The 17,732-nt window shown below is 53.3% G+C and carries 15 protein-coding genes and 1 pseudogene; 6 read left to right on the top strand and 10 right to left on the bottom strand.

The window, feature by feature from the left end:
* Positions 1 to 378 precede the first annotated feature (378 nt).
* The 6 genes from LRS53_RS05820 to LRS53_RS05845 all read right to left on the bottom strand — a co-directional run bounded on the left by LRS53_RS05820 (position 379) and on the right by LRS53_RS05845 (position 5,507).
* A complete protein-coding gene (locus tag LRS53_RS05820; protein WP_231355258.1) occupies positions 379 to 2,235 on the bottom strand; it encodes a tape measure protein in 1,857 nt (618 codons plus the stop codon).
* Between the two features lie 398 nt (positions 2,236 to 2,633).
* Positions 2,634 to 3,098, bottom strand: coding sequence for a hypothetical protein (locus tag LRS53_RS05825; RefSeq protein WP_231355259.1), 465 nt, complete (start codon positions 3,096 to 3,098; stop codon positions 2,634 to 2,636).
* Positions 3,099 to 3,100: 2 nt separating this feature from the next.
* Positions 3,101 to 3,619 (bottom strand): hypothetical protein, encoded by a 519-nt coding sequence (locus LRS53_RS05830; protein WP_231355260.1) that lies wholly within the window; start codon positions 3,617 to 3,619, stop codon positions 3,101 to 3,103.
* A gap of 162 nt (positions 3,620 to 3,781) precedes the next feature.
* On the bottom strand, positions 3,782 to 4,888 hold the full coding sequence (locus tag LRS53_RS05835; protein WP_231355261.1) for a hypothetical protein: 1,107 nt from the start codon (positions 4,886 to 4,888) through the stop codon (positions 3,782 to 3,784).
* Between the two features lie 245 nt (positions 4,889 to 5,133).
* On the bottom strand, positions 5,134 to 5,316 hold the full coding sequence (locus LRS53_RS05840; RefSeq protein WP_231355262.1) for a hypothetical protein: 183 nt from the start codon (positions 5,314 to 5,316) through the stop codon (positions 5,134 to 5,136).
* Positions 5,317 to 5,318: 2 nt separating this feature from the next.
* Positions 5,319 to 5,507 carry a hypothetical protein gene (locus tag LRS53_RS05845; RefSeq protein WP_231355263.1) on the bottom strand — a complete coding sequence of 63 codons (189 nt, stop codon included), beginning with the start codon at positions 5,505 to 5,507 and terminating at the stop codon, positions 5,319 to 5,321.
* 1,051 nt (positions 5,508 to 6,558) lie between these two features.
* On the opposite strand from LRS53_RS05845, the gene LRS53_RS05850 reads away from it, so the two are divergent.
* Both LRS53_RS05850 and LRS53_RS05855 read left to right on the top strand, forming a co-directional pair.
* Complete coding sequence (locus LRS53_RS05850; RefSeq protein ID WP_231355264.1) at positions 6,559 to 6,894, top strand: hypothetical protein; 336 nt, start codon at positions 6,559 to 6,561, stop codon at positions 6,892 to 6,894.
* Between the two features lie 247 nt (positions 6,895 to 7,141).
* Entirely contained in the window at positions 7,142 to 7,690 is a 549-nt protein-coding gene (locus tag LRS53_RS05855) for a recombinase family protein (protein ID WP_231355265.1), read from the top strand.
* Positions 7,691 to 8,166: 476 nt separating this feature from the next.
* Here LRS53_RS05855 and LRS53_RS05860 read toward each other — a convergent pair whose 3' ends face one another.
* Positions 8,167 to 9,813: a recombinase family protein gene (locus LRS53_RS05860; RefSeq protein ID WP_231355266.1), complete on the bottom strand. Its 1,647-nt coding sequence runs from the start codon at positions 9,811 to 9,813 to the stop codon at positions 8,167 to 8,169.
* Positions 9,814 to 9,853: 40 nt separating this feature from the next.
* Here LRS53_RS05860 and LRS53_RS05865 point away from each other — a divergent pair.
* The 3 genes and pseudogenes from LRS53_RS05865 to LRS53_RS05875 all read left to right on the top strand — a co-directional run.
* A pseudogene (locus LRS53_RS05865) lies at positions 9,854 to 10,693 on the top strand (alkaline phosphatase D family protein); the annotation flags it as partial.
* A gap of 94 nt (positions 10,694 to 10,787) precedes the next feature.
* Entirely contained in the window at positions 10,788 to 11,732 is a 945-nt protein-coding gene (locus LRS53_RS05870) for a DNA replication terminus site-binding protein (protein ID WP_231355267.1), read from the top strand.
* 553 nt (positions 11,733 to 12,285) lie between these two features.
* Entirely contained in the window at positions 12,286 to 12,879 is a 594-nt protein-coding gene (locus LRS53_RS05875) for a DUF1349 domain-containing protein (RefSeq protein WP_231355268.1), read from the top strand.
* Between the two features lie 11 nt (positions 12,880 to 12,890).
* Here LRS53_RS05875 and LRS53_RS05880 read toward each other — a convergent pair whose 3' ends face one another.
* Both LRS53_RS05880 and LRS53_RS05885 read right to left on the bottom strand, forming a co-directional pair.
* On the bottom strand, positions 12,891 to 13,664 hold the full coding sequence (locus LRS53_RS05880; RefSeq protein WP_184288175.1) for an L-iditol 2-dehydrogenase: 774 nt from the start codon (positions 13,662 to 13,664) through the stop codon (positions 12,891 to 12,893).
* A 68-nt stretch (positions 13,665 to 13,732) separates the two neighbouring features.
* Complete coding sequence (locus tag LRS53_RS05885) at positions 13,733 to 15,040, bottom strand: ABC transporter substrate-binding protein (protein ID WP_231355269.1); 1,308 nt, start codon at positions 15,038 to 15,040, stop codon at positions 13,733 to 13,735.
* A 248-nt stretch (positions 15,041 to 15,288) separates the two neighbouring features.
* Between LRS53_RS05885 and LRS53_RS05890 the strand changes: the two genes are divergently transcribed.
* Positions 15,289 to 16,203 (top strand): AraC family transcriptional regulator, encoded by a 915-nt coding sequence (locus tag LRS53_RS05890; protein ID WP_231355270.1) that lies wholly within the window; start codon positions 15,289 to 15,291, stop codon positions 16,201 to 16,203.
* Between the two features lie 87 nt (positions 16,204 to 16,290).
* Here the strand turns inward: LRS53_RS05890 and mgrA are convergent, their stop codons facing one another.
* A complete protein-coding gene (gene mgrA / locus LRS53_RS05895) occupies positions 16,291 to 17,328 on the bottom strand; it encodes an L-glyceraldehyde 3-phosphate reductase (protein WP_231355271.1) in 1,038 nt (345 codons plus the stop codon).
* Positions 17,329 to 17,732 lie beyond the last annotated feature (404 nt).

Below are 17,732 nucleotides of genomic sequence, written 5' to 3' on the forward strand. Positions count from 1 at the left end.
CAGCTACAGATAACAGCCTCACGACTGGTGGTGGTAACTTCCTTTACCTCACGCGGGATCGTAGGGAGTAAGGTATGACCTTGAGGGTTTAGCTTGTCTTTCAGATGGTTTGACTTTGCAATCAACTCTCCGAAGTCTGGGCAAACATCTTTGTGTTTCTGTATCCACTTTAGGTAAACGCTTAGAGTCTTGTCTGATGCAGCGATAAATTTATACTCACTACTGCGTGCTGGTGGAACTGAAGCCGATAAGATACCGGCAACGAGGTTTGACCCTCGATGAAGAATAAAGTAGTTCATTGTTTTATATCTCAGAAATGAAAAAGCCCTCGAAGAGAGGGCCTATATGATTGTTGTGGTAATAGGTATTGGTGAACGCTTAACGGCCTACGCTTGGATACTGGATTCGAGCATCAGATAGAGTGTTATCTTGAACTCTGCGAGCGGCGTCCATCATTCGACTTTCAAGCTCACTACCAAGCTGGTTAACATCCATCGATGTAGCATCAATTTGGAATGCTCCTGGCTCAAAGGTAATCCGATTATCGTAAGTACGACTGTCGGTGCTGCTGTAGCTCTGAGTCATCTGCTGCATCATTTGCTGGGCATCAGGAGTGTTAACCACTGGATTGACACCGAATTGAGGAGCCGACGCCATTGGCAGTGCTGAAGGCATCTGGAAGTCAGAGAACGGCATTTGGTAATTTAGCTTGGGGACCTGATAGGGCTTAAAGTCTGGGACAATACGGCGTCCCGCTTCTCCTTGCTCTGGTCCAAGAACAAAGCGTTTCAGCCAATCGGCGCCATCACCCATACCAAGCCAGTTATTATCAACAGCAGTACCAATCAGGTTGTTCTTAGCAAGACGCTTACCAGCCCACCACGCTACATTCTCTCCAGCATCAATAGCAGCGTCGGTTTTCTTATCTTCCGGTAGCTTCTGATACTTGTTGTACCAATCTGCAAGGCCAGTCAGAGAGTTGGTGAATTCCGTCATCTTCTGAACGAACGGGATTTCTACCAGCTTAATGAACTGCTCCTGAAGCGGAATGGTTGCGTTGTACAGGTTCTTCTCAGCCTCAATCCTGTCTCGGATGGCATCACTGAGAGGCCCTTCAGACCGCTCAAGATTTTCCATCCATTTGACGTTATCCAAGCGAGCAGCAGCACCTTCAATACTGTTCGCAAGCTCCTCAACACGAGGGGCAGCATTGCGGGCGGAGAGGTCATAACCCTTGAGTACGTCCTGCACCAGCACCAAGCGCTTGCCCAGATCAGACATAAACTTGGCGGTGCCCTCGGAGGAGTTACCTTTGAAGCCTACCCGCTGGAGGTAAGCCTGCTGGATGTACTTCTTGATTGCGGGATTCGAATCTGCGAGTTGTTGGTTAAGCTCTTCCCCTCGGAGGTAGCCCAGGCCTAACACCTGTTGCAGTGCGTAAGCTTGTCTTTCGACTGACTGCTGATCACCCCCGTTGCCACGAGTGGACACCGCCATGTTCTTGTACAGGCCGATGGCCTGACGTGCGTTCATTCCCGATTGTTGCGCCTGCTTCTCAAACTTCGTGTAGCCCGCTACCTGATCCTCTGCCTTGGTGCCCGTGTAATCACTGATTTGCCGTAGAGCTACAACGTTGTTCCAACGACGTTCAGCCTCACCACCCACCGCTGCGCCCAATTGCAAGCGCTGCATCTGGAAGGTACCTACACGCCGTTGAATCTCATCCATCTGATTCTGGAGGCCCTGGACAGCTTCGTAGCCGACGTAACCTGCGACACCCGCTACACCGGCTCTGGAAGCCCCTACAAGGCCCGCAACACCACCAGTGCCGCCACCGGCCTCACCTGTTGCTGCCTGACGCGCTACAGCCCTTGCAGACTGGCTAACGCTTGAACGATCTATTACCGCCTTCAGCTTGATACTGTTAGCACTGTACTGAGCACGGCTAATAGCAGATTGAAGACTTCGATTGAGTTGAACATCGTCAATCTTGAAGCGACTCATCTTGAATTCAGTAAGTCGGCTGATCTGGTTTAGACTCTTCTGAATGTCTCGTTGAAAGGCTAATGAGTTAAACTTGATCTTTGGTGAAACCTGAAAGCTTTTATCAAAATCTGACTTAATTTTTTGCATCAGTGCTCGGAGACGGTTTAGCTGATCTTCAGCAGCCTTGAATTGGCTCCTGTTCAGCTTTAGGCCCATCTCCGCAAAAAAGCTCGCTACCTTGTGGTCCATTATTTTTATCCTATTAGATTAGAAACTGTACGGCCTCTGGCATACCGGAAGCCGTGAATTGCTTTTAATTTATTGAAAGATTCCAAACTTGAGTTACTACCGCTATAACTGCTCCCTACTCGAACAGCGCAGTTAACCCACAACCACCGATACCAAGTGAACGACTTTTGAAAGTCATCCAGTCTCGGTTCCTTCGTGTCTTGAATAGCTTGGATTGAAATTGTCTTGCTACCGTGCACCAACCCGTCATACCCCCAATCATCTACGACGTAGTGTGAGAAGGTGTTATCGAGGAGAGCGGATAGGTCAGTGTTATCGGGAATTGAAAGAACAAGCCATTGATACCACATTATTGTTTTTATCCTTGTGGAAACGCCTTCCTTGGCATTGTCAATATTTTACTTGAGCTTGTTATACTGATCTTTGAATTCAGAACATTTCAGCATCTGAGCAAGAGAAACATCTTTACCATTAAATTGCTGGCTAAGCTTGTAGCTCAACATACTGATGCCACAGGCGGGCACTACAACAACTCCGTAAGATTTAAGGATAGGAGCAGTATCCATACTAATTTTAGTAGTGGTAATACGACCGTCAGCCGATACAAGGAAGGCATCAATAGGAGCTGAATATTCCTTTGCCTTCTTGAGCATCCCGGCTTGCTCCATCAGCTTCTTAGTTTTGGCAAGAGTCTCTGGATTGGATTTAAGCTCCAAGCCTTGAGTTGGATTAGTTAATTTAACTAAATGCTCTTTAGGCTTTTGCGAGAGAATTTTATCTTTTAGTGAAGACCCTCGGATACGTTTAGGAGCATTGGCGGGAGTGATAGTGGTTTCTTCTGGGAATAGCTCGGACTTTAGCATTATTAAATACCTTCTTCTTTTAGTAGTTCTTCAAACTGCTTCTCAGCTTGCGCCTGTAGCTTGGCCTCTTTATCTGCTTGTGCCTTAGCAGCCTTCTCAGCTTCCTTCTGACGTTCAGCGTTGATTAGGTCTTGCTTGAGTTTTGCCTTATAAGCCTTCTCGTTGTGTTCGACAGCAGAGAGATAGTTATCCATCACGAGCCTCTTAATGGCCTCCTTGTCCTCGTTCTGTAGGCTATGAGGCTTGAGCATATAGAAAGCGTAGTTAGGACCGCTATGAAGTGGGCGGCGTCCCTCAGCAGGCGTATAGCCCTGCCTGCTCATCTCAATAATGGCAACCATTGCATTTTCAAAGTTGCCAGCAGAAATGAGAGTCTTATCAAAGTTAAGACCGGGTTGGGCATAAAGGACGTAAGCCTGCTCAGTGATGCTGGAAAGCTCTTTGTCATTGAATTTGTAGCTGTCAGTTTTCACAGTGTATTTGAAGGTGGCTGCAAACTGATCGTTAGTGGTATAGGTCATTTAATTTTAACTCCATATTTAATTTTAGGTTATTGAGGGCGTAAGGTGCCCTCAGACCATTTAGTCTTTTAGACTGAATTAGGGTTTTAGTTAGGGTTGAAACGTAGATATGACGCGGGATAGAACGATATAGTGAACTATATTTAATATAAGCGGGCCGTCTTAGAATGGAAGCCAGAGCCCCATACGTATCAAGGCGTCCTGAAGGTACAGCGGAGGGTCAATATCTCCATTTTCCTCATACCAATCCTGAGCTACCTGTTCTTCTTTGGCTTTCTGTTGCTCCAGAATCCGGTGTTCAATCAGCTGCTGCTCTGGTGACATTACCTTGTAGATAGCATTGGGCAGACCATACTTACCAACCAGATACTCCTCAAGCCGATGTGTCACTTCGACTTCCCTAACGGTCTGCTCTGGTACAATAAAGCAGTCACTAAGCGGGCGACCGTCGTAAATCCAATTGATCTGCTCGCAGTGTAGTTCTTTGGTAAGCTGCTCGGATACGTGGTCCTCAATGCTTAGCTCATCCAAAACAGTACCGTACCGACCACGGCTACCAATCACCTGCAAGAAATAGCAGCAGGGATTGCTGTTTGCCTTCCGTAAATCCAGATAGTCTCCATACATTAGCAGGGTAGGGTTAACAACCTTGCCATATTCAGCAAACCGATGAGCTTCCTTGAGTGCCACTGTTAGCTCTGACCAACCATCCTTAGTCATTCCAAAGACTACAACGTCAAGTCTACCCGCTTTGTCTTCCAACTCTTCCGTAGTAAAGAACTGAAGAATGTTTTTGATGGCGGCTGTCTGACGTTCAATCTCTTTCTTGTCCGTGAGCTTTCGGCTCTCAATCTCTTTCTTTGCTATACGAGTGATTAGCTGATTGCGGACCGTGTAGCTTGGAGCGTGAAGAGCCAGATAGTCATCCAGTACAGCACCTAAGAACTTCTCAATCTTCGTGTACACCTGGGCATCACTATGCTTCTCGTTGACTTGCCACTTGGTGAGTAGGTCAGAACGAAGAATGAAGGCACCGCCACCGCTGTAGGATTTACCCCGTTTCCTGTTGTAAGACCGAGTGGTGATCACCAGATTCTTTGCACACAGAAGGCCCATTGAAGCTTTTGACGACACAGGAGCGATATGCGATAGTTCATAGTCCTTGCGAATCTTGCCATTGTCGAACCCGTTAGCCAGGGTGCAGCTTGAGCGCAGACGCTGAAGGTCTTCAATATCCTTAGCACTCGTCAGCCCTGATAGGATTTGCACCGTACCAGCCCTGCGAACCTCTCTTAACAGGTAGTTGCCAAACCCACTATGAGGCAGCTTTTCTTTACGTCGTTGGATTGTAGCTTTCTGACGATTTCTTTTATTCTCACGCTTGGTAAACGTTGATTTGCAAGTTGAGTTGCAGAACCGCTGGCCGTGTCGATGAGTAGTGAAGTCGTTAAAGCACTCCTCGCATTTGTAAACTCGTAATACCATTTTCTACCTGCCTTGTGGCTTGTTATTGTTTAGTGCTGCTTTTGTAGCTTCTCAGCAATCAATTTTGCGATCAGAGAACCAGCATGCTTGTAACCCATCTCTTCCATAAGATTCTCCAGGTCTCGCCAATCATTATGTTTCATCCAGATGGCAGAGCGACGAAAACCCTTAGCCTTCATATCGTCAGAGAAAGTCATCTTTTCATTTTGCATTCTTAAGCACTCCTGTTTAGTAGTTGGTACAACTCACGATTCATTTCTTGATCAACAATCCAATTCAAAGCCGCTGAAAAACTCAGCTTGCGTTCAGCAGCCACAGAGAGGATAAAATCAATATGGCCTTTCGTAAGGGCAGCTTTCATTTCCTGTTTATGTTCTTTGTTTGTCTTAGGCAGCATTCGCATTTGATGACTCCTTTTGTTTTTGTAAGCAGATAACTTTATATTCTTGGATGGATAGGTGCAGCTTCTGTCTTTTTGAATGCCAGCGCTTGTAACAATTAGGATCACCGCAGCACCAAGCTTTAGCGCTAAGACTGGTGTAATCTTTACCGCACTGTAAACACTGTTTAATAACTTTCTGAGCCATTGGTAAAAGCCTCTTATTTTCTAAATACTTAAATGAAGACCATAGAAACCCCATCGCCTGAAGTAAGCACGACGGGGTGGAAATAAAAAAGGCAGTAGGAAGATTTCACTAACTGCCGAGGTGCACAGGAGGAGAGTGCTGGAGTAAATAGGTGCTGACTTCCGCTGATGTTTGGCAACGTAGTCAGCCGCTCACACGACTCTTTACTTCATTCCGCTGGATGAGCTTGCTGAAGAACCCGGTTAAAGGCGAGGACAAGTCAGAGAACATCGTAGAAGCAAGCGAGCGGGGAGGGCAGAGCCTCACCACGAGATGTTTACAAGGGCAACATCCAAGCCGGAATAGCGGAAACGACAAAACACGAAATTAATCGTGTGTATTCGTGCTTGTATTTACCATTATATCAACGAGGTGCTATTACTGCATCTACATATCGGACATTTTATTATATATATGAGACAGACTTGAATATAAATATATCTTCCATCCGATAAGTTAATGTTGCCATGAAAGTTGCTATATGTCAACATAAATATTACATAGCTTGCTTTCAAAAATCGCTATAAAATTCCCCAGTTCCTAATAACAGTTTAGCATGATAAACTTAAATCTGTCAACAACTTTCTACATACCACTAAACTGAGATTTAACTAAGAATCCAATAACCATGCACCTTAGACACCAATAACACCTGCATACCAACACTCTATATTCCGACGAATGGCATGTGGTGAAGCTTTTAGTATGTTACAAATGGAAATATCTTACCTTGCATACCAAGGCACCAGACACCACTAAACTCCCTGGAATTTCAGTAGGACGCTTTTCAGAAAGCTCAAAGTCACACATTGGAGAAATATACTTACCATGAGAATCAAACGTTACAGTGATGAAGAACGGCAAGCCCTGGTAGCTAAGTACAGAATGGAAGGCAATCCACCCCTGACTGTCTTTGCCAAAGCCAATGGCGTCTCATACGTCACCCTGAAGCGCTTTATAGACGAGGTGGAGGGCATCAGTACCGACGTAGCGCCTACCCCCCAATCGCAGCGTGTAGAGCGTGCTGGGAGCCTTAGAGAGCAGTTCCGCAGCCAGCTCCTACCTGACAATGAGAAAGACCTGTACATCCGCTGGCTTGAAGATCGGGTGAAGTTCCTGGAAGGGGAATTGACTCAATTTATGGAGAACTCGGAAGACCATTAAGCCTATGTGCTTTTGAGAATTGATCGCATCTAGCTTAATCTCAAATATCAATGGTACTGGCATAAGCCTTGCTTCTATTGACTTTAAAAATTGAACAGTATAGGTGCAATGTCCTTCAGGTTGGCTCAAAAGGTACACTCTGTGAGCCATCTGCAATCCTTCACTTAAACCTTGGCTCAAAAGTGTTGAATGACATTTGATCCTGATGTACAATTGATCCATGACATTTGAGCTATAGGAGGCAGTCATGGCAACGATTGGGTACGTTAGGGTCAGCACTGGTGAGCAGTCTGTAGACAGCCAGCGCCACGCGCTCGACAGCTACAAGGTTGATAAGTGGTATTCGGATGAGGGTGTTAGCGGGGCTGTGAAGGCCTTGGAGCGTCCTGGCTTCCTTTCCATGTACCAATACCTCAGGGAAGGGGACACGCTTGTAGTGAGCGCTGTAGATCGCCTGGGACGTGACACGATTGATGTACTGACCACTGTAGAAGCTCTGACAGCTAAGAGTGTTGCCATCATCAGCAAGAGGGAAGGGTTCGACCTCTCTACTCCCATGGGGAAGGCAATGCTCACCATGCTTGCGGCAGTCGCAGAACTGGAACGTTCCAACATCAAAGCTCGCCAGATGGCAGGTATCGAGCGTGTACGATCAGAAGGCAAGGTGATGGGTCGGCCGACTACTATCGACTCTCAGGCCGTGAAGACGTGGAGGAAGGAGAACAACGCCTCTATCGCAGTCACTGCCAGTCACTTCAATATTTCACCTGCAAGTGTTAAAAGAGCTTGCATATGATATTAAATGTTGTAGAATGTCCCTATCCGATCAAGAGGGTAGGGATGACATGTACACCACCTAAACCAGAACCAACAATCTGAGGCTACCTGCGTTCCTTTAGCACTGAAGGTAATCCGCCCCTGGGCGGCATTTGCCGTTGCCTGGGTTTCTCTACGATAGGTAATAGCGGAGCAGGAAGGGTGATTGTCTCGGGCAGCATCAGCCCCTGTAGCTTGAGTGCAATACTACCACAAGCTCAGGAATGTTGAAGTTAATATTATCTATCAGCATTGTAGATATTATATAAATTATCTATAAATGAAATTGATATTCGTAATCCTGTTGCAGAAATCGAGCTACCAATGCTTAGCCAATAGAGAGAAGTGGAGGGGGAGGACCGGAAATGTACCCTTTGAATCTCTGAGAGGCGCATGATTGCTGCCTAGGCAGTGATTAGTGAGGCAACATAAGTGTTATAATGTAACAGTTAAATCTCATTTCTCTCTAATTTCCTCCAGGTAATTTATTAGCAGCTCAACCACTTTTTCCTCATCAAAGCTCGACACCTTCATCAAGGTTCTTACCAAGGACTCAGCACTACCATCACCTTGCCCCTCAGCGATCAGTTTTATCTCTTCTGTCTTATCCCACCATACAATCTCTCCTTTGTGTTCAAAGACCGAGAGGATAGGAATCTCATCTCTCACTACGTCGTACACTACAAACATCTTATTTCGAGACATAAACACTTTTATGTTTAGGCTCTTGAGAAGACTGTTAGCCTTTGATCTACCTGCAAAGGAAACTAAATCAAGACGTTTGAAGAATTCGTCCTTATCAATCAGCTTTTCCATTGACAGACTATTTACTATCTCACTCTCCCTTTGAGCATAGGTCTGTAGCTCCGTATCAAGCGTTGTGAGCATCTTCAACACTGTAGGGGGTAGGGTAGTGCTGATGTCCATCATCTGCGCTTGTATAGCCTCTATACGGGCTTTAATCTCTCCTTGCTTACCACGGTTAATCGTTAGTTCTTTCGTGAGGGCATTGGTGTTGGTTTGTACCAGGGAAAGGGAATCAAGCTTAGGGAGTAGTTCCTTGAACACCACTTCTGTTGATTTTGTAGAGATTGGCTGTTGGGTACAGTTGCCCTTGGCATACGCACTGCAACGAAGGTACTCGTTATTCTCTCGCTTCTTGACGTAGTGCATTGGAGCCTTGCAGGAGGCGCAGTAGGCGATCCTCTGCCACACGTTCATCCCCTTGCCTGGGTTGCTTGAGCCTGAACGCTTACGTTGCTCGATAGCCGCTCTGGCATCGTAGAATGTCCCCTCATCAATTACGGTCGGAAAGTAGTTAGGGATTTCATCACCCTTGAAGATGAACGTTCCTATCACTGCCTTGTTGCTCAGGATTCTCCATATTCCACTCACTCCCCAAGCACCAGCTTTGTTTCTGTTACTATCATCGAGGAGAGGAATGCCCTCCTGATTCAGAAGCTTGATGATGTTGGTGTATCCGTACCCTTGGATGCAAAGAGAATAAATCCTTCTTACTATCTCAGCTTTCTCTTCAATTATCTTATACTCACCATCCTTGTATTCCAACCAAGCTGGGCAATTGCCACCTATTGGTTTCTTGGAGGATATAGCAGCCTTGTGTTTAGAATCCCATACCGCCTTAAGACGCTGGGACTTCATTGCTGATTCTTCGTGAGCCCTGGACATTGATATAATGGAAACAATCAAATCAATATCATTGTAATCCTGATCATAAACTCTGTTATCTGAGAGCGTTACAATCTTGATCCCACGTTGGAGCAGATCGAGGAATCTTGGCAAGGCATCCCGTACCTTTTCACGACTGAGACGGTCAAGAGACTCGATCAGCAGGAATGAACCACTGGGAATGCTTCCATCCTCCACCAAAGACAGGAATCGTCTTAGCTGACCTTCATCGTCAAGATGCTTAGCCTTGTAGGCGGATTTCCCTTGATCGAAGAACTGATGTTCTGCTGCTGTGGCGAGGGTGAGGCCGTGAGCTTGGGCGTAGCGCTGGGCCTTGTCTGTCTGCCGCTGGTAGCTGTTCCCTTGAGCCTGTTGGGCATTGGAGAATCTGACGTAGCTGAAGGCTTGGGCCATGGGAATCACGAGAGTAGAGGGTAGGGGTGTAATCCTACAGGACATTACCAACAACTGGTCGCCGAGCAAGACGCTGGACGAGCGCTACCAGGTCAAGGACATCACTGTCCTGAGTGGTAGGGCGCGCCAGGCCTTTCTGGAGTACGCACCCATGCGCGGCGTCTCGGCCGACGGGGCAGGGCGCATCTACCGCCGCATCGCCTACGGCCCCTTGCTGGATGTCTTCGTGCTGGACATGCGCAGCTATCGTGCCGGCAATGACAGCAACCTGGGTGACGAGGAGGGCGGTCAGGGTGCCTTCCTCGGTCAGGAGCAACTCGACTGGCTGAAGAAGAAGCTGCAGGCGTCCAGGGCGACCTGGAAGGTCATCGCGGCCGATATGCCCATCGGGCTGCAGGTCCCGGACGGCAAGGATGCGCAGGGCCAGGCGCGCTGGGAGGCCATCGCCAATGGCGATCCCGGAGCCCCCAAGGGGCGCGAGCTGGAAACGGCCGACCTGTTACGCTTCATCGCGCGGCAGGGGATTCGCAATACCGTCTGGCTTACCGCAGACGTGCATTACTGCGCCGCGCACCACTATCACCCGGACAGGGCGGCCTTCCAGGATTTCGAACCCTTCTGGGAATTTGTGGCGGGGCCGCTGAACGCCGGCAGCTTCGGTCCCAACCCGCTGGATGCCACCTTCGGCCCCGAGGTGGTGTTCCACAAGGCGCCCCCCCAGGCCGATACGTCACCCCTTAGTGGCTTTCAGTTCTTCGGCGAGGTCGAGATCGACGGCACGACCGCGGAATTGCAGGTCACCCTCAGGGATCAGGATGGTCGTTCGCAATTTACCCAGAAACTGCATCCCCTGAATAGTAATACCACCCCTATAGCGTAGAAGAGTTTCATGATAACCCTCTGCACATCTATCAAGAAGAGGCCCAAGTTCTTGTAAATGCTACAATCTGGTCGTTATCAGGTTGGAGTTGGCCATGCACGAAGACATTAAGAGCGCGTTCGAAGACCTCAAGCTAAGCATCGCGACCTTCAACGAGCGCTGGCCAGGCAAGGTGGTGGCTGCCCGGGTCTGGCGGCTGCCTTTGTTGGCGCAGCAGCGAGTGCCGGATCACATCGCCGCAGAGGCTTTCGAGGGCAGCGCCGCGGTGGAGCTCACCCGCGACGCCTTGCTGGCTTTCCACCTGCAGCCAGGGCAGGCACCAGGCACCGTCAGTCGCTTGCCAGGCTATATCGCGCTGGCCGAGCCGTTGATGGAGGAGATCCTGGCCATCAATAGTTGCAAGGCGGCCTTCAGTGCCGCCATCGAGCAGACGCGTCTGGAGCTGGAACTGGCGCCCGAGGCGCGACCGCGCATCATGCGCAAGGCGCTGGGAGGGGCCTTCAATACCAAGCAGCTGATCCGCAAGGTGCACGGCTTTCCCGATCCGGTCCGCCAGCTGACCTTCACCTGGGCCGGTCATACCGCCGGAGGAGAGCGGGTAAAGGTGTCCAAGGTACGGGAACAACTGAAAACCCTGGCTATGGCGCGCGCCGACCGCGAGCGAATCGCCCTGGATCGCACCCCGGAATGGCAGGAGCACCAGGCGCTCAATCGCATGGCGGATGACGACATCCTGGTCCGGCACAAGAAGATCGCCCCGCATCCACGGGCGATGCTCTGGTTCGGTGAGGAAAGCCGCTACGACGCCATGATCCACGCGAACCTGCCGGTCTTCGTGGTACCGGCCGAGGACGGCATGCAGGTCGTCGACCTGCGCGATTTCGACCGCACCCAGCGCAGCGCGTTGCGACCCGACATCAAGCCGCGTCGCGAGGTCCTGGCCACGCGGCTGCTATACCTGCCCACCGACAATCCGGAACGTCCCGCCGCCCAGCGCAACAACGAGGCGACCCTCAAGCGCTCGACCTACAGTCGTTGAGGGTCAGTGGCGTTACCGAGGAGATGAATGTCGTAACCAGATCCTTCGCCGCCGAGTGAAAAGGTAACGAAATCCTCCGCAACAACTGCGCGAACGCCGAGCCCGAATCCATTAAAACTAGCAATTTCAATGGCTTATAAATGTTGGCACGGCGAGTGCTTTATTACTGGCACAAGAACAACAAGATGCGCCGCTAACCGCCCACAATAAGAACAAGACGGCCAAGGCTCGCGAACCGATCATTTTGGAACTCGCCAGAGCGACCAAAGTAATCTGTTCACTTCCCACCTCCTTGGTGGGGCGTACCAAAGATCGATGACGTTGACGTCCGACAACAAGAACAAGAGGGCAGCAGACGTACTTGAACAGGGGAGCCTTAGGGCTCCCTTTTTTCATGTCTGCAAGAACGCGGCTAGAGGGCAGGGAATGGCACCTGGCTCAGCGCTCAGCTTTTTGTTCGCAATCCTCGCAGCACGATTTACCGTCTGGCTTTGGCGCATCCTGCGTCCTTGATCTATCGTGTGCGCAGCCCATCAGCCGCGGATACCTGTCCATGAGCCTTGCGAAGACCTTGCCTGCCCAGTGGCTGAACGAACCGACGCGCTGGTCCGATACGGATGGCCTGCTGCACATCAGTACCGATAGCGGAACCGACTTTTGGCAGAAGACCCAATACGGCTTCGAGCGTGACAGCGGGCATTTCCGCGGTTATGCGGCCGGTGCGGATTTCACCGTGCAGGTACGGATCACCGGGACCTTCACCGAGCTGTACGATCAGGCTGGCCTGATGGTGCGGCAGGGTAGCGCGCGCTGGTGCAAGACGGGGCTCGAGATCAACGATGGTATCGCCCATCTGGGCAGTGTCCTCACCTTGGGGCATTCCGACTGGGCCCTGGGGCCGATGCCCGATGCCGTCCGCGGCTTCTGGCTGCGCATGACGCTGCATGGCGAGGTGCTGCGCCTGCAGTATTCCCTGGATGGCCTGAGTTGGCCGCTGTTGCGGCTGTGTCGATTCGCCAGCGAAGAGGGTGCGGACCTGCGGGTTGGCCCCTATTGCTGCTCGCCGCAGCGCGAAGGCCTGGAGGTCAGCTTTGCCGACCTCCAGATCGGGCCGGCGATCGTCAAGGATTTGCACGACCTGAGTTGACCGTACGGCGCTCAGCTCATCCAGTTGCCGCCGTCGACGTTGTAGGTCTGGGCGACCACGAAATCGCTGTCGCTGGACGCCAGGAACAGCGCCATGCCGACCAGATCCTCGGCGGTTCCCATGCGACCGTAGGGTACGGCTTCACCGACCAGGCGCTTCTTCTCGCCCAGCGGCCGTTGCTCGTAATGGGCGAAAAGGGCGTCCACACCCTCCCAATGCTCACCGTCGACCACGCCGGGGGCGATGGCATTGACGTTGATGCGGTGCTTGATGAGGTCGAGGCCGGCCGACTGGGTCAGGCTGATGACCGCGGCCTTGGTCGCGCAATAGACGGCAACCAAGGCTTCGCCGCGGCGCCCGGCCTGGCTGGCCATATTGATGATCTTGCCCCCATGCCCCTGGGCGATCATCTGTCGCGCGGCGGCCTGCAGGGTGAACAGGGGGCCGGCCACGTTGATGGCGAACAGCCGGTCATAACTTTCCCGGGAGATCTCGACGATGGGTGCCAGGTCGAACAGGGCGGCATTGTTGACCAGGATGTCGAGCTTGCCGGCGGTGGCGATCACCTGGGTGATGGCCGTGTCGATGGACGCCTGGTCGGTGACGTCCATGGCCAGGGCATAGGCGCGCTCGCCCAGCTCCTCGGCGGTCTCGCGTGCTCGTTCGATATTGATGTCGGCGATGGCCACCGTCGCGCCTTCCTTGAGGTAGGCCTGGGCGAAAGCCCTGCCGATACCGCGGGCGGCGCCGGTGATCAGGGCGCTTTTTCCTTCCAGTCTGTTCATGGTCTTGGCTCCAATCGAGAGACTGACCGCGCGGTGCAGCGCGCGGTCAGGTCTTGGGTAAAGGATCGTTACTTGAGATAGCCCGCGCGTTTCATTTCCCGGGTCGTCGAGGTCTGGGCCGCGTTGAGGGCCTGCTCGACGCTCATCTGGCCGGTGAGGGCGGCGGAGAACAGCTTGCCGACCGAGGTGCCGATGGCCTGGAACTCGGGAATGGTCACATACTGGATGCCGACATAGGGCACCGGCTTGGCCGAGGGATGAGCCGGGTCGGCATGCTGCATCATCTCCAAGGTGATCTTGGCGAAGGGCGCCGCGCTCAGGTAGGCCGGGCTGTAGGTGGACTGGCGCGTGCCCGGTGGTACGTTGGCGATGCCGTCCTGATCGGCCACCAGCTGGATGTATTCCTTGGAAGTCGCCCAGGTGATGAAGGTCTTGGCAGCCTCCTTGTGCTTGGCACTCGCCGGAATCGCCAGCGACCAGCCATACAGCCAAGACGAGCCCTTGTCGGTGACCTCATGAGGCGAAGCGGCGAAGCCGACCTGGTCGGCCACCTTGCTCTGGCTCTTGTCGGTGGTGAAGGAGCCGGCGACGCTGGCATCCACCCAGAGCGCACATTTGCCGCTGTTGAACAGAGCCAGGTTCTCGTTGAAGCCGTTGCTGGAGGCCCCGGGCGGGCCATACTTCTTCATATTGTCGACGTAGAACTTGGCGGCGGCCGTCCACTCGGGACTGGTCAGTTCGGGCTGCCATTGTTCGTCGAACCAGCGCGCGCCGAAGGCGTTGCCCATCAGGCTGAGCAACGCGACGTTTTCCCCCCAGCCGGCCTTGCCTCTCAGGCAGAGTCCGTACTGGTCCTTGTCCGGCCGGTTGAGCTTGCTGGCAAAGTCGGCGAGTTGCGTCCAGGTCGGCTGGTCGGGCATCTGCAGGCCGGCAGCCTTGAACAGGTCCTTGCGGTAGTAGGTAACGGTGCTTTCGCCGTAGAACGGCAGGGCATAGAGATGGTTGTTGACCGACAGCCCCTGGCGGACCGCCGGGAAGATGTCTTCGACGTCATAGCTGGCAGGCAGGTTGTCGAGCGGCTCCAGCCAGTTCTTGGCGCCCCACAGCGGTGTTTCGTAGGTGCCGATGGTCAGCACGTCGAACTGGCCGCCGCCGGTGGTGATGTCGGTGGTCAGCCGCTGCCGCAGCACGTTTTCTTCGAGCACCACCCAGTTGAGCTTGATGTTGGGGTGCTGTTTTTCGAAGACCTGGGACAGACGCTGCATGCGCACCATGTCGCTGTTGTTGACGGTGGCAACGGTGACCGATTCGACGGCCTGGGCAACACCGGTCAGTCCGAGACCGGCCAACAGCAGCAACGCGATAGGGCGCTTCATCTTCTTCTCTCCGTGACTGCCACGGCGGGCAGCTTGTTGTTGTTATGAATGGCTGGCCGCCGATATGAATCTGATCTCGACAGAGCAGCTGGAGAGGATTACAACAGCAGGGCCAAGCCGCTGGCTAACCTGGCATTGACCAGTTGCCGATACATTTTTGACCTTGATCGCCGAGCGCAACCAGGTCAAAAAAGCATCGATAGCCAGGCCGGCCGGTGTGGGCCTACAAGAACAAGTAGAGGTACATCATGAAGGCGACCGCCTTCCTCGAGGCGCGGCCGGCAGAGCTGGAAGTGATCCTTGCCGCGCCCGACCAGAGCTTTCGCTGGTACGAGCACGACTATCCCTATGCCTTGGCGCGTTGGAATCACCATCCCGAGTACGAGATCCATCTGATCCGCCAGGGTAGCGGACGGCTACTGGCCGGTGACTATGTCGGGCCGTTCGCGGCTGGCCACGTGGCCATGATCGGGCCGGACCTGCCGCACGACTGGATCGGCGATCTGCCACCCGGCGAGGTGCTCGCCGGGCGCGATGTGGTCATCCAGTTCAATGGCGAGCTGTTGCGCTCGCTGAGCACCGTGGCTCCCGAGCTGGGCGACTATCTACCTTTGCTGGAACAGGCCAGGCGCGGCCTGGAGTTCAGGGCCGACACGGCCCGGCAGGCGGCTGAATTGATCGAAGCGATGGGCCAGGCCCAGGGCGCCGAGCGCCTGCTCAAGCTGTTCGCTTTACTGGGCCTGCTGTCTCGGGCGCCGGAAAGCGAAAGAATCGTCCTGGCCAGTGCCTGTTATGCGCCGGCGCTGGACGCCCGTAGCGCCGCCCGGGTGCACCAGGCCTTCGACTATCTGCTGAGCGAGCTCACCGAAGATATCCGGCTGCCGGTGATCGCCAGACGCGTCGGCATGAGCGAGGCCGGCTTTTCCCGCTTCTTCAAGAAGGTTACCGGCCACGGCTTCATCGAATTGGCGCGCAAGCTACGCCTCCAGCGGGCCTGTCGTCTGCTGCGGCAGGCGGAGCTGTCCATAGCGACCATCTGCTTCGAGGTGGGCTATTCCAATCTGTCCAATTTCAACCGGCATTTTCGCAACGAGACCGGACAGACGCCCAGCCAGTATCGCCAGGAGCAGATCGGGACGCGGCGTCAGCAGCCGCCTGGGTGAGGGCGGGTGAGGGCGGTTATGCCCTGGGAGGATCCTATAAAGGTAGGCGTAGCTAACGCTGGAGCGCCAGCTACGCCAAACGGGGCTTTATTCCGCGCTGGACGGCTTGGCCCAGAGATTGATGTCGCCTTCGACCGCATGGGTATCGATCTCGGCCAGTTCCTCGGCGGTAAAGGTCAGGTTGTCCAGGGCTGCCACGTTTTCCACGATCTGCTCGGGTCGACTGGCGCCGATCAGGGCGCTGGTGATGCGCGGATCGCGCAGGGTCCAGGCCAGGGCCAGCTGCGCCAGGCTCTGGCCGCGGCGCTTGGCGATGGCATCCAGAGCGCGTACTCGGGCCAGGTTCTCGTCGGACAGATGGCCTTGCTGCAGCGACTGGCCACCGGGCTGATTGACCCGGGCCTCGGCCGGAACGCCATTGAGGTACTTGTCGGTCAGCAACCCCTGGGCCAGCGGCGTAAAGGCGATCACGCCACTGCCGATGTCCTCGGTCGCATCCAGCAGATCCTTTTCGATCCAACGATTGAGCAGGTTGTAGGCCGGCTGGTGGATCAGCAGCGGGATCTTCCAGTCGGCCAGCAACTTGGCCATTTCCCGGGTCTTGGTGCCCGAATAGGAGCTGATGCCGATATAGAGTGACTTGCCTTGCTGGACCGCCGTGGCCAGGGCACTGGCGGTTTCTTCCAGCGGCGTGTGCTCGTCGAAACGGTGCGAATAGAAGATGTCGACGTAATCCAGACCAAGACGCTTGAGGCTCTGATCCAGGCTGGCCAGGACGTATTTGCGCGAGCCGCCACCTTGGCCATAGGGTCCGGGCCACATGTCCCAGCCGGCCTTGCTGGAGATGATGAGTTCGTCGCGGTAGGCCGCGAAGTCTTCGCGCAGCAGCCGACCGAAATTGATCTCGGCGCTGCCATAGGGCGGCCCGTAGTTGTTGGCCAGGTCGAAGTGATTGATGCCCAGATCGAAGGCAGTGCGCAGCAAGGCGCGTTGACGATCCAGCGGCGTGGTGTCGCCGAAGTTGTGCCACAGGCCCAGCGACAGCGCCGGCAGCACGAGACCGCTGCGACCCACGCGGCGGTAAGGAATACGGTCATAACGATCGGAAGCGGCTTGATAAGCCATGCAAAACTCCTCGGGATGAAATACTTTTTGGAAACCCAGGACATTCGCGCGTGGTGACACAGGCAGAGGCGCGACAACCAGAAAGAGCTCCGGGAAAGGACGCCATCCGATTAAAGCTGTCGACGGCGTCTTGTACAAACGGGCGCTGCGGAATTTGCGGTGCAGGTGTACGGTAAGCGGCGATCTGAATCCTTGAAGCCGTAATGTCAGGCAAAATGACTAGATCGCAGGAAATGGAAGAAAGCAGCCAACGTGAAAAGGCAGGCACTCGATGCAGCGCTCCATAACCATAACTTCGCATAATGTATATTATGTTAAATTTGATATGGACGGGAGCTGGTCATTGCCCTCTGCCATCCAATTAGCCCACTGCCTTTCTCCCTTACTGCCAGACCAGGCTCGGC

Origin of the sequence: Pseudomonas sp. PLB05, assembly GCF_021106615.1 — a bacterium.
Taxonomy (GTDB): Bacteria; Pseudomonadota; Gammaproteobacteria; order Pseudomonadales; family Pseudomonadaceae; genus Chryseomonas; species Chryseomonas benzopyrenica.

Bases quoted from the DNA above. Each gene is read 5' to 3' on its own strand.
- LRS53_RS05820 (WP_231355258.1), bottom strand. From the start codon at position 2,235: ATGGACCACAAGGTAGCGAGCTTTTTTGCGGAGATGGGCCTAAAGCTG.
- mgrA (WP_231355271.1), bottom strand. From the start codon at position 17,328: ATGGCTTATCAAGCCGCTTCCGATCGTTATGACCGTATTCCTTACCGC.
- LRS53_RS05880 (WP_184288175.1), bottom strand. From the start codon at position 13,664: ATGAACAGACTGGAAGGAAAAAGCGCCCTGATCACCGGCGCCGCCCGC.
- LRS53_RS05860 (WP_231355266.1), bottom strand. From the start codon at position 9,813: ATGGCCCAAGCCTTCAGCTACGTCAGATTCTCCAATGCCCAACAGGCT.
- LRS53_RS05840 (WP_231355262.1), bottom strand. From the start codon at position 5,316: ATGCAAAATGAAAAGATGACTTTCTCTGACGATATGAAGGCTAAGGGT.
- LRS53_RS05890 (WP_231355270.1), top strand. From the start codon at position 15,289: ATGAAGGCGACCGCCTTCCTCGAGGCGCGGCCGGCAGAGCTGGAAGTG.
- LRS53_RS05875 (WP_231355268.1), top strand. From the start codon at position 12,286: ATGAGCCTTGCGAAGACCTTGCCTGCCCAGTGGCTGAACGAACCGACG.
- LRS53_RS05855 (WP_231355265.1), top strand. From the start codon at position 7,142: ATGGCAACGATTGGGTACGTTAGGGTCAGCACTGGTGAGCAGTCTGTA.
- LRS53_RS05825 (WP_231355259.1), bottom strand. From the start codon at position 3,098: ATGCTAAAGTCCGAGCTATTCCCAGAAGAAACCACTATCACTCCCGCC.
- LRS53_RS05850 (WP_231355264.1), top strand. From the start codon at position 6,559: ATGAGAATCAAACGTTACAGTGATGAAGAACGGCAAGCCCTGGTAGCT.
- LRS53_RS05870 (WP_231355267.1), top strand. From the start codon at position 10,788: ATGCACGAAGACATTAAGAGCGCGTTCGAAGACCTCAAGCTAAGCATC.
- LRS53_RS05830 (WP_231355260.1), bottom strand. From the start codon at position 3,619: ATGACCTATACCACTAACGATCAGTTTGCAGCCACCTTCAAATACACT.
- LRS53_RS05845 (WP_231355263.1), bottom strand. From the start codon at position 5,507: ATGCGAATGCTGCCTAAGACAAACAAAGAACATAAACAGGAAATGAAA.
- LRS53_RS05885 (WP_231355269.1), bottom strand. From the start codon at position 15,040: ATGAAGCGCCCTATCGCGTTGCTGCTGTTGGCCGGTCTCGGACTGACC.